The sequence below is a fragment of the uncultured Nonlabens sp. genome (assembly GCF_947495285.1).
Lineage (GTDB): Bacteria > Bacteroidota > Bacteroidia > Flavobacteriales > Flavobacteriaceae > Nonlabens.
This window is the reverse complement of record NZ_CANLXZ010000006.1, coordinates 16158-30725: the sequence shown is the minus strand read 5'-3', so window position 1 is coordinate 30725 and position 14568 is coordinate 16158. Positions and strand designations below refer to the sequence as shown.

General features: G+C 34.5%; 16 protein-coding genes. 7 read left to right on the top strand and 9 right to left on the bottom strand.

The window, feature by feature from the left end:
• Positions 1–48: 48 nt before the first annotated feature.
• The 4 genes from Q0838_RS03580 (at position 49) to yajC (ending at position 3089) form a co-directional block, all read left to right on the top strand.
• Entirely contained in the window at positions 49–1155 is a 1107-nt protein-coding gene (locus Q0838_RS03580) for a Glu/Leu/Phe/Val dehydrogenase (RefSeq protein WP_298951392.1), read from the top strand.
• Positions 1156–1281: 126 nt separating this feature from the next.
• On the top strand, positions 1282–2220 hold the full coding sequence (gene nusB, locus Q0838_RS03575; RefSeq protein WP_298951389.1) for a transcription antitermination factor NusB: 939 nt from the start codon (positions 1282–1284) through the stop codon (positions 2218–2220).
• Between the two features lie 82 nt (positions 2221–2302).
• A complete protein-coding gene (locus Q0838_RS03570; protein WP_298951386.1) occupies positions 2303–2776 on the top strand; it encodes a DUF1573 domain-containing protein in 474 nt (157 codons plus the stop codon).
• 16 nt (positions 2777–2792) lie between these two features.
• Positions 2793–3089, top strand: a complete 297-nt coding sequence (gene yajC / locus Q0838_RS03565; RefSeq protein ID WP_366942008.1) for a preprotein translocase subunit YajC — start codon at positions 2793–2795, stop codon at positions 3087–3089.
• Between the two features lie 79 nt (positions 3090–3168).
• On the opposite strand, the gene Q0838_RS03560 is transcribed toward yajC, so the two are convergent.
• From Q0838_RS03560 to Q0838_RS03530, 7 genes are all read right to left on the bottom strand, one after another.
• Positions 3169–3660, bottom strand: a complete 492-nt coding sequence (locus Q0838_RS03560; protein ID WP_298951380.1) for an SRPBCC family protein — start codon at positions 3658–3660, stop codon at positions 3169–3171.
• An 83-nt stretch (positions 3661–3743) separates the two neighbouring features.
• Positions 3744–4352, bottom strand: a complete 609-nt coding sequence (locus Q0838_RS03555; RefSeq protein ID WP_298951377.1) for a hypothetical protein — start codon at positions 4350–4352, stop codon at positions 3744–3746.
• A 763-nt stretch (positions 4353–5115) separates the two neighbouring features.
• Positions 5116–5256 (bottom strand): hypothetical protein, encoded by a 141-nt coding sequence (locus tag Q0838_RS03550; protein ID WP_298951375.1) that lies wholly within the window; start codon positions 5254–5256, stop codon positions 5116–5118.
• Positions 5257–5476: 220 nt separating this feature from the next.
• Entirely contained in the window at positions 5477–6709 is a 1233-nt protein-coding gene (gene pepT / locus Q0838_RS03545) for a peptidase T (protein ID WP_298951628.1), read from the bottom strand.
• Positions 6710–6835: 126 nt separating this feature from the next.
• Positions 6836–7279 carry a hypothetical protein gene (locus Q0838_RS03540; RefSeq protein ID WP_298951373.1) on the bottom strand — a complete coding sequence of 148 codons (444 nt, stop codon included), beginning with the start codon at positions 7277–7279 and terminating at the stop codon, positions 6836–6838.
• Between the two features lie 548 nt (positions 7280–7827).
• Positions 7828–9258, bottom strand: a complete 1431-nt coding sequence (locus tag Q0838_RS03535) for an HD domain-containing protein (RefSeq protein ID WP_298951371.1) — start codon at positions 9256–9258, stop codon at positions 7828–7830.
• A gap of 2 nt (positions 9259–9260) precedes the next feature.
• Positions 9261–9908, bottom strand: coding sequence for an L-threonylcarbamoyladenylate synthase (locus Q0838_RS03530; protein WP_298951369.1), 648 nt, complete (start codon positions 9906–9908; stop codon positions 9261–9263).
• A 201-nt stretch (positions 9909–10109) separates the two neighbouring features.
• Here Q0838_RS03530 and Q0838_RS03525 point away from each other — a divergent pair, with 201 nt between their 5' ends.
• Positions 10110–11219, top strand: coding sequence for a glycosyltransferase family 4 protein (locus Q0838_RS03525; protein ID WP_298951367.1), 1110 nt, complete (start codon positions 10110–10112; stop codon positions 11217–11219).
• Here the strand turns inward: Q0838_RS03525 and Q0838_RS03520 are convergent.
• Positions 11216–12007 carry a glycosyltransferase family 2 protein gene (locus Q0838_RS03520; protein WP_298951365.1) on the bottom strand — a complete coding sequence of 264 codons (792 nt, stop codon included), beginning with the start codon at positions 12005–12007 and terminating at the stop codon, positions 11216–11218. The genes Q0838_RS03525 and Q0838_RS03520 overlap by 4 nt on opposite strands.
• Positions 12008–12103: 96 nt before the next feature.
• On the opposite strand from Q0838_RS03520, the gene Q0838_RS03515 reads away from it, so the two are divergent.
• Entirely contained in the window at positions 12104–12862 is a 759-nt protein-coding gene (locus tag Q0838_RS03515) for a lipopolysaccharide kinase InaA family protein (protein ID WP_298951363.1), read from the top strand.
• Positions 12859–13698: a glycosyltransferase family A protein gene (locus tag Q0838_RS03510; RefSeq protein ID WP_298951360.1), complete on the top strand. Its 840-nt coding sequence runs from the start codon at positions 12859–12861 to the stop codon at positions 13696–13698. Before Q0838_RS03515 ends, Q0838_RS03510 begins: the two co-directional genes overlap by 4 nt.
• Here the strand turns inward: Q0838_RS03510 and Q0838_RS03505 are convergent.
• Positions 13695–14459, bottom strand: a complete 765-nt coding sequence (locus Q0838_RS03505; protein ID WP_298951357.1) for a glycosyltransferase family 2 protein — start codon at positions 14457–14459, stop codon at positions 13695–13697. The two genes, Q0838_RS03510 and Q0838_RS03505, sit on opposite strands and share 4 nt — an antisense overlap.
• Positions 14460–14568: the final 109 nt, after the last annotated feature.

Here is a 14568-nt window from a genome sequence, read left to right as displayed (position 1 = left end):
TTTGCACGCTTTTTAATAACAATCTTTAAAGTCAATAAATTTAATTTTATGCCTCAAGAATTTGATTCTTTAGAAAAATTAGTTCGTCAGGATCCTGTCTTTGGTCAGGTATCATTTGATGGTCACGAGCAAATCGTTTTTTGCAACGACAAAGATACAGGACTGAAAGCCATTATCGGTATTCATAATACAGTATTAGGTCCTGCATTAGGTGGTACACGTATGTGGCAATATGAAAATGAATGGGCTGCCCTGAACGATGTTTTAAGACTTTCTAGAGGTATGACCTTTAAAAGTGCTATTACTGGATTAAATCTAGGTGGAGGAAAAGCCGTTATTATAGGTGATGCAAAAACTCAAAAAACTCCAGAGTTAATGCGCAAGTTTGGTGAATTTGTACATTCATTAAGCGGTCGTTATATCACTGCCGAAGATGTAGGCATGGCTACCCAAGATATGGATACAGTGCGCGAAGTAACGCCTTATGTAACTGGTATATCTCAAGAAAAAGGCGGTGCAGGAAATCCTTCTCCTATTACAGCATATGGTGTTTTTATGGGAATGAAGGCAGCTGCACAGTTTAAGTACGGTAGCGATGTACTAGAAGATAAAAAAATCTACGTAGAAGGAATAGGTAATGTAGGAGAGACGCTAGTAGAGTATCTAACACAAGAAGGTGCAGAGGTAGTCGTTTCTGATATTAATCAAGATAGGCTAGAAGAAGTAAGAGATAAGTATGGTGTGACTATTTATGGAGGTAATGATTTACACGCAGAGCAAATGGATATTTATGCTCCATGTGCATTAGGTGCGACTATAAATGACACTTCTATACATAAATTAAAAGCATCTATCATCGCTGGTGCGGCAAATAATCAACTTGCAGATGAGGGAAAGCATGGCCTACTACTTCAAAACAAAGGAATTGTTTACGCTCCAGACTTTTTAATTAATGCAGGTGGGATTATTAATGTTTATGCAGAGTTAGAAGGGTACGACCGTTCTGAAATAATGAGAAAAACTGAAAATATTTACACGACTACTATAGAAATTTTAAATCGTGCTAGAGAAACTGATGTAAGTACTCATAAAGCCGCTTTAGAAATAGCGCAAGCTCGTATTGCAGCTAGAAAACAAGAGCAGCTTGTGTACTAGTTCACTTTAAAACAGTATTTTTGCCTCGTTTTTAGAAATAGAAACTAGGTTAATAATTATTATAATTCCGCTTTTGCGAAAGCTAACATAAAAATAGCTTGCTAGAGCAATAAATAGAACGTTCTTATGCTTAATAGAAGACAATTGCGCATCAAAGTAATGCAAGCAGTTTTTTCTTTTCAACGTCAAAATCCAGATGATTTAAAAGATCTTGAAAAGTTTATCAATACAAGTATGACGCAATCATACACGCTGTTTTTATATATGGCGCAACTACTTGTTAAAATTCATGAAGAAGCTGTAGAAAGACATGGTAAAAAGCAGAAAAGACTACTTGCCTCTAACGTAGAAGAGAATCCATCAAGGCATTTTATTGATAATAAAATTTTATTACAATTAAGAGAGAGCCAGACGCTTAAAGAGGCACTACAACAACGTGATCTAGATCCATGGCACCTAGATTCTAAGTATGTAGAAAATCTTTATTTCAAAATTCAAGAAAGCAAGACTTTTGTCGTTTATTCTATGGACGAAGAGCCGTCACTTAAAAAGGATTTAAAATTCTTAACCTACATCTACGAAGATATTATCGCACCTAGTGATGAGCTGCTGGATTACCTAGAGGACATTAACATCACATGGACTGATGATTTTCCACTGGTTAATTCTACCATGATTCAATTTATGCGTAAGATTAAACCCTCAAAAGATGTTGTTTTACCACCACTATTTAAAGATCAAGAAGATGCAAAGTTTACCATGAGTCTTTTTAGAAAGACACTGTTAAACATTAATGAACTATCTGCTCGTATAGAAGGTAAAACACCTAACTGGGATAAAGAACGTATTGCTCAAATAGATATGGTACTTATTATGATGGCACAGGCAGAGTTTTTATACTTCTCAGACATACCAGTTAAGGTTACCATAAATGAATATCTTGAGATTGCCAAAGATTATAGCTCTCCTAAAAGTGCTAATTTTATCAATGGTATTCTAGATAATCTACTCAAGGAATTTGAGAAAAGTAACGAGATACAAAAAATGGGTAGAGGTTTAATGTAAGGTTAAGTTAAGAGCATAGGATTAAAAAATGTTTTTAATTACATTTGCTTTACATTTAAAGAAATTACTAAAATAATACAAGATGAAAAAATTAGTTTTGATGATAGCTGCCGCAGCTACAATGGCTTTAACTAGCTGTAATGAAAAAGCGCAATCTGCAACAATTGATGAGGCAAACCTTACCGCTGCAGCTGCAAGTAAAGAAGTTGCTGGTGACTTTCCAGAAATGACTTTTACGGAGACTGAATTTGATTTCGGTACTGTAGAAGAAGGTACAGTAGTTGAACATGAATATAAATTTATGAATACAGGAAGTGCTCCACTTATCGTTGTAAACGCAAAAGGATCTTGTGGTTGTACAGTTCCTACGTGGTCTAAAGAGCCTATTGCTCCTGGCGATCAAGGTACTATGTTAGTAAAATTCAACACTAACGGTAAGCCTAATGCACAGACTAAAACAGTCACTATAAAGGCAAATACAGAGTCTGGTACTGAGTCTATACGTATCAAAGGTTTTGTAAATCCTAAGGCAAAGGCTGGTATGCCTAACGCATAAGGAATTTATTATGGACATGAATACCATTTTAAATTTTGCGCCTTATTTGCTTATTATCGCAGTGTTCTATTTTTTAATCATGCGACCACAAGCACAGAAGCGTAAAGAAGAAAAAACTTTTGCAGAATCACTTAAAGTGGGTACTAAGGTAATTACTACTAGCGGTATACACGGTAAAGTAAATCAAATTAATCCTGAAAAAGGAACCGTTTTGATTGAAACAAGTGCAGGTAAAATAACTTTTGAAAGATCTGCTATATCTGTAGAACTGACAAAGAAATTATCTGATACAGTGATTACTAAAGAGAACTAAGAACAGTTGATGTTCATTTATAAAACCCTTGAGAGATCAAGGGTTTTTTTATGTGAGATATGTAACTCTTGAAAAATGGTTATAAGTGTCCTTCTAATCCAGGGAGATGTTTCCATCTTCCATCTTCGGCAACATCTTTTAAAGTTTTATTGCGTTGTTCTAATAGACGCGTCATGTAGCTAGCTAGAAATAATTGATCTACTAGTTTACCTAAAACACCTAGTGGTGAGGTGTAATCAAATATATCCTTCATCAGCGTAGAGCCATCTTCCTGTTGCTCAAAAAAGTGTTCATGTTTAAAATGTTTAAAGGCTCCTTTTACTAGCTGGTCTGCAAAATAATTGTAGGGTTCTACATCTGTAATTAAGCTAGTCAGTTTTTGAGTAAAACCTAAGTGCTTTGCTCTCCAGGTAACAGTTTCTCCCTTTTCTACAAGGCCAGTCGTTCTTCCTGCTATGGCCTTTTCATTTGTGTGTTCTAGGGATAATATGTGCAAATCTATACTTCTAGCTAGATCAAAAACCAGTTCAATAGGAGCGTTAATATGAGTTTTTAAAATAAGTCGTGGCATGCTTAAGTAAGGTTTTTTCTAATATAATAAAAGCGAACTGTAAAGCTCGCTTTTATTAGAAATGATATATGAATGATAGCTACTTAAAATCTCCAGCCAAAGTTTACACCACCACGACCAGAAATTTCTGGTAGGTTAAAAGTTTCATTTCTGTCATCTGCAATTCCTAAATTACGACCTATACCAATCCCTACATCGATTAAAAAACCGCTATCGCTTACCCATTTCCATCCTATACCTACACCCATAGAAATCTCGTTAAATGTTGTAGTGTCAAAATCGTTACTGTTTCCTGAGAAAAACGAATTATCTGTTCTAAATGAATAATATTTTAAAAACCCTTCTCCATAGAACCCTTTTGCACCATAATCTTCTTTAGAAAAAAAGTACTGACGGTAATATGGAGTAATACTAAAGGTTTCATAGTAATCAAATGTATCTTCGTTATCCAGAATACCGATGTTTAAATCTACACCTACACCAGAGTATCTACCCAATACATATTCATATCTAGGATTAATACCTAAGCCCGCTATTGCGGCAACAACATCTAGACTTACTTCATGTTTTTTAACTTCATTAAATTTATCTAGTCTTTTTTGACTATCTGTTTGATCATCATTTTGTCCTTCTTGAGCTATACAATTTATAGAGATTAAGAAGACGGTTGTAAAAAGCAGTAATTTTTTCATTGGTTTAGTTTTATTTTAAGCACATTCTTTATCAAAGGTTGTGCCAAATTGTAATATTGGTTTTAGTTATCTACACAAATATTGATCATGAGCTTAATTCTTTTAACTATTTCAAATATAGCTTAAAGTGACTATTATTGTGTCTAACAATCACTACATTCTCTACTCTCCATAGGAAAAGGTATTCTGACATACGGTTTTACTGGTAGACCTCTTACTGGAGCTACTTTCCATTTTACATTCATACTGCATAGACCTCTAATTGCCATTTCATCAGGTCCTCGATCTATTCCATTCTTTATTTTAATATCACTTACATAACCTTTTTATCCATCATAAAAAGTATGCTCATATTTAGTGCTGTAATCGGTTTTATGGAGTTCTATTAAATTATAATAATGTCTTATGTGAATCTGTAACTTACGCATGAATTTTTTAGAATTCATCAAAGGTTGCCCGCTTTGAGAATAGGAGTCATAAGTATAGCTTTTTCCATTTTGATAGCTTTTTCCAGATTGTGTAATCCCATCTTCGTATAATTCTTCATATACTAAGTCATTGTCTTTGTACGCTTTCCATAAACCACTAGCTTTTTGGTTTTTGTAGTCACCTCTCAGGCCTTATACTGTCTTACTGTTGCCTTTATATGGGTCATTAAAAACTCCATTCCCGTCTTTAATGGAGACGCTACCATCAAGCTCTTTTTTTTATTTATAATAATAGGGTACACCTTCTTCACTGGTTTTACTCAAAGCATAGTTTTCTAGCAAGGTTCTAGTGAAATCATAAACAGATTGATAACACCTGCTATACGACCACTAGAATAGGTGAGTTGCCTCGTCTTATTACCATTATTGTAAAACCAGTGCCAGGTACCAGTTCTATCATCTGTTCTTATTTCCAAATAGCCTTTTGAAAATAACCGATTATTTTGCTTGTAATAAGTTTTCTATTTTATTAAACCTATGGATGCGTTTGCTTCTTTAATTTGATAAAAGACTGCTTCTGTAGAATCGGTTACCACTTTTCTATCGTTATAGAGCCAGCTCTTTTCTCGAGCAATAGTTATTTATCGCAAATAGACCCAATGGTTAGAACAATAGTCGATGGCCGTTTAAATAGGTTTACTCTTCTTTAGCAACTAATTCTGCTATTCTTACTATTACCTCTGTAGCTTTTATCATACTTTCTACTGGTACATACTCATATGGTCCATGGAAATTATGACCACCTGCAAATATGTTAGGGCACGGTAATCCCATGTAGCTTAATTGAGATCCATCTGTACCACCACGTATAGGTTTAATAAGCGGTGTAATACCTAGATCTTTCATAGCCTGCTCTGCAACATCTACTATATGCATTACTGGTTCTACTTTTTCACGCATGTTGAAGTATTGATCTTTGATTTCTATACGTACTGCCTCGCGATCATATTGCTCATTAAGAGTGTTTACCAGGTTTTGCATCACTTCTTTACGAGCTTCAAAATGTTCTTTATCGTGATCTCTAATGATGTACTGTAATTCTGATTTTTCTACAGCTCCTTTCATATTATGTAGGTGAAAAAATCCTTGGTAATCCTCTGTATGTTCTGGAGTTTCCATTCTAGGTAAAGAATCAATAAATTCCTGAGCTACATACATGGAGTTGATCATTTTGCCTTTGGCATATCCTGGGTGAACTATTTTACCATAAAAAGTAACCACTGCGCCGGCAGCATTAAAATTTTCGTATTCTAGCTCTCCTATCTGACTACCATCCATTGTGTAAGCCCAGTCTGCACCAAATTTCTCTACATCAAATTTATGTGCGCCACGACCTATCTCTTCATCTGGTGTAAAACCTACCTTAATCGTACCGTGTTTAATTGCTGGATTATCGAGCATGTGTTTCATCGCTGTCATTATTTCGGTAATTCCAGCTTTGTCGTCTGCGGCTAGTAGGGTAGTGCCGTCTGTAGTAATAATGGTTTGCCCTTTGTATTGTTTTAAATCGGCAAAATATTCTGGCGATAATACGAGATCAGATCCTTTTAAAGGAATGTCACCACCATCATAGTTTTCGATAATTTGAGGTTTAACATCCTTGCCGGTAAAATCTGGAGTGCTATCAAAGTGCGAGATAAAACCTATGGTAGGTGTTTCATGGTCTACATTTGATGGTAGAGTAGCCATTATGTAGGCATTCTCATCTATAGTCACATCGCTCATTCCCATCTCTATAAGTTCTTGATGTAATTTGCGTGCGAGATCCCACTGTTTTGCACTACTAGGGGTTGTGTCGCTATTAGGGTCAGATTCTGTATCTATAGTGATATAACTTATGAAACGTTCTATGATTTCTTGTTTCTTCATGGCTTTTTTGTTGATTAAAGATAGTTTTGATTCCGCTTTCGCGAAAGCGGAATTTTTCAAAATCTCTCGATAGAAATATTAATTTATTGATTTAAGAATGGGATAGATTATAGGTTTTTAAAATTATTACCAAGCATTCCTATAACAAGACAGCGGATTATATGATCGGTGTAGTGCCGTATTTCTATTAGCTTCAAAAAACGCAGGGTTGCTAGATTTAAATTCTCGTGCAAATCGATCGTTTTCTAAATACACATTTACAGTCTTGCGGGCTTTTTTAAAACTTAATCTGCCAAAATCTGTGTTTGCATTAGGTGTATAAGGTTTAGACTGTAACGTCTGTGAGTTATTATAAATAGAAACCATATCGATGGTTTTTACACCTGGTGTTATGGAAAATCCTGTGTTAGGATTTACTATATTGTTACTGTCTAAGCTCAAAGAAATATCAATTTGATGCTCTGGCATTAAAAAAAGATTAAAACCTTGCAGGTCATCATTCTTTAACTCCTGTCCATAATTGATGGAGCATGTGCAAGAAATAATGATAATATAAAACCATCTAATCATAGATTTAAAGATAGAAAATGAAAAAGGATTAAGCAAAAAAAATGAATTACATTTCTATAAACTTCATTGTTGTATGGAAATAGACCGCAATATGCTGAGAATTATTAAAGTTATATGATTGATGGATGTCTTTAAAAATCATGCTCTTATTAGTTGGGGCTGTTTCTGTTTTTTTAATGGCTACTCTAAATTAAAGATAGGCCCATCGCAAACCATTTTTATTTTTATAAGTCGCTCTTGCGGTATGTAAGATAGATTTCCTGGGTCGCTATCATTGTATTTTATCGGTCTTGTAATTTTGCTAGTTTCTTAAGAGTTGCAGTGTTTTAAGAAATTCAGTTTACAATAATTCTTAAAACCAGTGTCTATTCTGGTTAACCGCAAAGGTCACACGTTTTTTTTCTGGTATTTTTTATGATAATTTGTGTTGTTTAAACATGAAAGTACTTATTGCTAAATCAATTTTAAATGTTGCTATATTGATGTTTCATGGTTGCTGGGTCTTATCAAATTAAATACCGCGATCTAAGAGTTAACTATACTCAAATTTATTTTTTAAGTTTTAAGCCTAGGTCTTTTCCTTTTTGAATCATAAAAGCATAAGCGGCATCATGTTCATTAGGAATCACGCCATCTAGTATGGAGTCTTTAATCGCGGTTTTTATCATTCCTATTTCTTTACAGGGTTTAAGATCGAAGGCTAGCATGATTTCTTCTCCAGTAACTGGTGGTTGAAAGTTGCGTACATGATCGCGCTCTTCTACCTCAACTATTTTATCGCGTACTTGTTGAAAATTATTATGATATTGTTTAAAACGTCTAGGGTTCTTAGTGGTAATGTCTGCCTCGCAAAGAGTCATTAAATCTTCTATGTGTTCTCCAGCATCATGTACTAGTCTTCTAACAGCACTGTCTGTGGCGCTCTCGTCAATAACGGCTATAGGTCGGGAAGACATGCGCACCATTTGTTGTACAAATTTCATCTTATCATTTAACGGCATTTTTAATCTTTTGAAAAGATGAAAAACCATTTTTGCTCCCTTGAACTCGTGTCCATGAAAGGTCCAGCCTACTTTTTTGCTAAATCTCTTAGTAGGTGCTTTACCTATGTCATGAAGCAGCGCAGCCCAACGCAACCAGAGATCTTCTGTATTGCGTGATATGTTATCAACTACCTCTAGCGTGTGATAGAAGTTGTCTTTGTGTTTTTGTCCTTCTACTTCTTCAATACCTTTTAAGGCAGTGAGTTCTGGCATTATTAGTCTAAGTAGCCCAGTTTTTTCAAGTAATAGAAAACCTAATGAAGGCTCTTTACATAACATAATTTTATTTATCTCAGTAACGATACGTTCTTTTGATATAATTTCAATTCTTTGTGCATTGCGTTTTATACTTTCAAAAGATTTAGATTCTATTCTGAATCCTAATTGAGATGCAAATCTAATAGCGCGTAGCATTCTTAATGGGTCGTCGCTGTAGGTGATATCTGGATCTAATGGTGTGCGTATAATCTTATTTTCTAGATCATTTATTCCATTAAAAGGATCTAATAAAGCGCCGTAGTTTTTTTTATTAAGAGAAAATGCCATTGCGTTAATGGTAAAATCGCGACGATTTTGATCGTCTTCTAGAGTGCCATCTTCTACAACAGGATTGCGACTGCCACGATCGTAACTTTCTTTTCTTGCACCTACAAATTCTAATTCTAGATCGTCTGTTTTAACCATGGCGGTGCCGTAGTTTTTAAAAACGCTTACTTTGGTGCTGTGTGGTAGTAGTTCTTCTACTTTGCGAGCTAGTGTAATACCGCTTCCTACGGCTACTACATCTATGTCTTTTTTCTGACTACGTTTAAGGAAAAAATCTCTTACATATCCACCTATTACGTAGGCTGGTAATTCCAGTTCTTCTGCTGCCTGACTTAAAGTTCTAAAAACGTTTTCTTGAATAGCATCAGGATAATGAGTTTTTTGATCCATTCTTACTCGCGTATAATTTTAATAACTCCATTACTAGAGATCTTCATAATAGAAGATGGTTTAATGTTTTTATGAACAAGAGGTAAGTCCATTACATGGTCTACTCTTGCAATTAAATCTGGATGAATATCTGTAAAGTTAACTGGAGAAGGTGCACCACTCAGGTTTGCACTGGTAGAAACGATAGGTTTACGTAATTTCTTAATGATAGAACGACACAATGGGTCGTTAGTGACTCTTACGGCTAGTGTGTTGTCTTGGGCTACTACGTTTTCTGCTACATTTTTAGGCCTGTCTAATACGATGGTAAGAGGTTTCTTATTCACTTTAAGAACCTCCCAAGCCATGTCGGGCACATTTTCAATAATAGATTCTAACATTTGAAAGCTATCTACAAGAACTAATAAAGATTTAGATTTATCACGTTCTTTAATTTCAAATATTTTTTCTACAGCGTCATAATTACTAGCGTCACAGCCCAAACCATAAATGGTGTCTGTTGGGTAAATAAGAGTCTGACCTTTTTTAAGAGCCGTTACAGCTAGGTTAATAGCCTCGCGAGGTAATTCTACCTCTATTTGCTTATCCTTACTAGGTTTGCGACCTCTTACTTGGTCTCTTCTATTTCTACTTCTATCACTTCTTCCCATGGTTTGCAAAATTAAGTTTTCTATTCCTAATAACGATATTTATGAATGTCAAACCATTTGAAAGTTGTTATATTAATCGTAATATGATCAATTATTTGGATCTACTCGTTTTGATAGAGTTAAATTAAAATTTTTATTCCTTTCTTTTCTTGTAAATTTGACTTCTTCTTGCTTTTAAGAATAATTTTAAAATCTGATACTTTGAAAATATTACATGTGAATGGTGCGCGTGGTTATGGTGGTAATGAGCAGCAAATTCTTGATATAGTAAGTAAGCTTTCTGAGCTTAAAGTTAACAATGCTGTTTTTTGCGCTCTGAATAGTGAGCTTTCAACAAGGTTAAAACCTTATCCTGGTATAGGAGTTTTTACAGCTGTAGATAAAAAATTTAAAAATGCAGTAAATCGCAAAGAATTTAAAAGAGTTATTGCTCAATTCAAACCAGATCTTGTACATCTTCATACAAGTAATTCACTTACTCTATACTATTTTACGGCTGTTTTATCATCCCTAGATATTCCTGTGGTATTCTCTAAAAAAGGAATGAGCAGTAGTATGAGCTTTTTGAGTAAGTACAAGTATAATTATAAAGGTATCGATGCTATTATTTGTGTTTCTCAAACAGTTAAAGAAGCCATGAAAAGTTTAGTTATGTTTGAGAAAAATTATAATAAATTGTTAGTTGTTCCAGATGGAGTAGATGAAGAAAGGCCAATGATTCTTAAAGACTCAACAGCTGTATTAGAAAGTAATGAAAAATCTGTGCAAATAGGAAATGTTGCAAATCATGATGACAGTAAAGATCTTCCTACTCTAGTGCGTGCTGTAGATCATTTAGTTAACGAGCTTAATTATACAGATTTTAGAGTACATCAAATAGGGATGTTCAGAGATAAGCAAAGCCCTGAAATAGTGACTCTCATTAAAGAATTAAACCTAGGTTCTCATATAAAATTATATGGTTTTGTAGAAGAAGCTACGCGAGCTTATGAAGAGATGGACATTTTTTTAATGACCTCTAAGCGTGAAGGTGGACCATCTTCACTTCTAGAGGCTATGAGGTTTAAAAAAGCCGTAGTAAGCACCAGGGTAGGATTAGTACCAGATGCTGTTGTAAATAATGAGACTGGTTTTATAGTGCCTCCTAAAGATTATAAAGCACTAGCTGAAGCATTGTTAGTTCTATGCCGCGATAAAAACCTTAGAGATCAGTATGGAGAGGCTGGTTATGCACATTTTTCAAAAAACTTTACGGCACAGCAAAGTGCTAGAAAAACTTTAGATATTTATAAGAAGGTACTGGAGGTTTAAAGATATTGATCCACACCTTTTTGAGCATAAGTATTTCCAGATTTTTCCATTTGTTTTTCTATTTCTAGATTTAAATGGACCTGGCTTTTATCTTGCTCTTTGTGATATACGTGATATACGATACCTTTATGTTTAATACGTTTACCCTGCACACCGTTGTTAATCATGCGCTGTATAAGTTCACTGTCGTCGATTCCCCAGCCTACTAGTTCTTCATTAAAACCATTTACAGCTATAAAGTCTTTGCGCCAAAAGGACATGTTACAACCTCTTAATTTTTTAGACCTTTTAGTTTCTTTCTTTGCGCTGTTTGCTAGTAAAGGTATGCGCAATGTTCTATTGCGTTTTTTGATACCTTTTGAGAAGTAATTGAAATCTATTTGTTTGTTTTTAAATAACTTTTCTAAATGGCTTTTTTGAATATTTACACGACTACCGAAAAGGTAAACGCCTTCTTCAGCCATAGAAAGATGGTCTTTTACAAAGTCCTTATGTAAAATAATATCACCATCTATCTCTATAATATAATCATATTTTGCTCTAGCAATAGCTTTATTCATGATAGCAGGCTTTTGATTTTTATTATCTTCATGCCAGACATGGATAAGCGGTACAGGAAAATCTTTTTGATATTTTTCAATAAGCTCGCGTGTAGCTGTGGTAGAGCCGTCGTCTGCTATAATGACTTCATTAGGTAGCACACTTTGCCTTTTAACACTCAATATTAGTAATTCTAGCGCCTGTGGCCAGTTATACGTAGGAGTAACAAGAGAGCATTTTAAAGACATAGAGATAAATAAAGTTGTACGCTGCAATATTAAGTAATTCTATTCATTTGATAGTTTTTTCCGTTTCTTTGTGGTCTGTAAATAGATGAAAATATAATGAGTAGAGAAAAATTTGTTAGTGGCACGCTTTCGCGAAAGCGGTTTCAAGAAGTACTCGATCTATTTCATCAATCTACGCAACAGTTAGGGGATGACCGCAATAAGATAAAAGTAGTCACGTACCAAGGGGAGGAACTGGTAGTAAAGTCTTTTAGAACGCCTAATTTTATTAATAAAATAGCGTATCGATTTTTTAGAAAATCAAAGGCGGCGAGATCTTATTATAACGCACAGTATCTAGAGCAGCATGGAATAGGTACTCCAGCGCCCGTTGCTTTTCTAGAGCAATTAACAACTCTAGGGCTGCATGAAAGTTATTATGTAAGTGCCTATGCAAATCATGATTTTACCTATCGCGAGATTATAAATGATGATCAATTACAGGATAAAGAGAATGTTTTAAAGCAATTTTCAAAATTCATGTACGACATGCATGAGGCCGGTATTTACTTTTTAGACCACTCTCCAGGGAATACCTTGATAAAAAAAGAAGGAGATAATTATACGTTTTTCTTAGTAGATTTAAATAGAATGAAATTTTATGATATCCCATACGAGGATAGATTAAAAAACTTTGAACGTTTATCTCCTAAAAAAGAAATGTATAAAGTCATGGGAGCAGAGTACGCCTTACTTTCTAAGCAAGACTCACAGACTACTATAGACACTATGTGGAAGTATACACAACAGTTTCAAGAGGCTTTTCATAAAAAGAAACGCATGAAAAAGAGAATTAAAGGTGTTTTTAAATCATGAAGTTATCTGAAATTCCTAAGTCCATAAGCATGAGCCTAAAGATGGTGTTTATATCGCAATCAAAGCTAGCTGCTAGTCCAGAAAAGAGAATACCGGTAATAGTGTCTCTAACCTCTATACCTACTAGATTAAGAACATTGCACATTACTATACGTAGTATGATGCAACAAGAATATTTGCCGGAAAAAATTATTTTATGGCTCAAAGAGGACCTTAAAAATCAAATACCTAAAAGGCTTGCAAAATTAGAAGGAGATCTTTTTGAGATACGATATTCTGCTTATGGTTTCTCTCATAGAAAATTGATTCATAGCATAGAGGCATTTCCAGATAAGGCTATAATCACATGTGATGATGACGTTATTTATCAACCAAATACACTTAAGGTTATTTTTGAAGAACATCTTAAATTTCCAGACCAAGTTATAGGAAACAGGTGTCGTAAAATGACTTATTTAGATGGTCATGTAAATTCTTATAGCAAATGGCCTTTTGTAGTAGATCCACCAGCACAGAGTCCTCATAATATGCCAGTAGGTGCTTTTTGTGTTTTATATCCTGCAGGTAGCTTGCATAAAGATGTTCAAAATGTTGAACTTTTTACAAAATTAGCTCCTAAGGCAGATGATCTTTGGTTTAAAGCAATGGCTATTTTAAATGGGACAACCTCATTACAAAACAACTCTAGGCCAGAAGTTCCTATTCCTATTTTAGGGACTCAGTTTGTAGCATTAAAAAAAGTGAATAAAGGACAAGATTTTAATCGAGTACAGTGGGAGCAAATTTGCGTCCATTATCAGTTATCTGAAAGTAAGATAGAAAAATTACTAGCTTAATTTATACCCCTACGCAGTAGCCATAGTTTTACATATCTCATAAAGATTCCATAGCTTCTTAAGTAAGCAATGGTAAAACCTACAAATCCATCTAGAAAACCTAGTTGTATTATGTAGTGTTTAAAAAAGCCCCAAAATGGTTTTAAAACCACATGAAACATAGTGATTTTACCTACTTTATTATCAAAATCCTTTGCCTGTAAACTAGCATAGCGTTGTAACTTGCTTATATGGTAATCTATATTCACATATTTATAATGCAAGAGCTTATTGTTTAACCTGCCTAAAGAGCCATCTGTCTCTATTTCAGAATGTACATGCTTGTCAACGTATTTGCATCTAGATTTTTGAAAAAGGCGTATTACTTTATCATTTTTCCAGCCGCTATAACGTACTTGTTTGCCCATGAAAAAATTGCGTCTCCCCATCCAGTAGCCGGTATGGCCATTAGTCTCTAGGTGAGGTAAAAGGTTAATAATTTCTTCTTTTAAGGCCGGTGTAACTCTTTCATCAGCATCTACCAGTAAAACCCACTCGTTAGTGGCCTGAGGTATGGCCCAGTTCTTTTGAGAAGCACTATGAACATATTCTCTAGAAAGTAATTTATCAAAATAGGGCTGTGCTAGTTCTACAGTATTATCTGTACTTTTACTGTCTACTAATATGATTTCTTTACAAAAACTTACACTTTTAAGCACTTCAACTATGTTGTGCGCTTCATTATAAGCAGGTATTATGGCTGTTATGGGATACTTTGTCATGTGGTGACTAATCTACAAGATAAAAATCAAAGAGCAGCAAAAATAACTTTGTTATCTTAATAACCCATCTTATATGATTAAATTTGTACAAAATCAGAATGCTATTTTT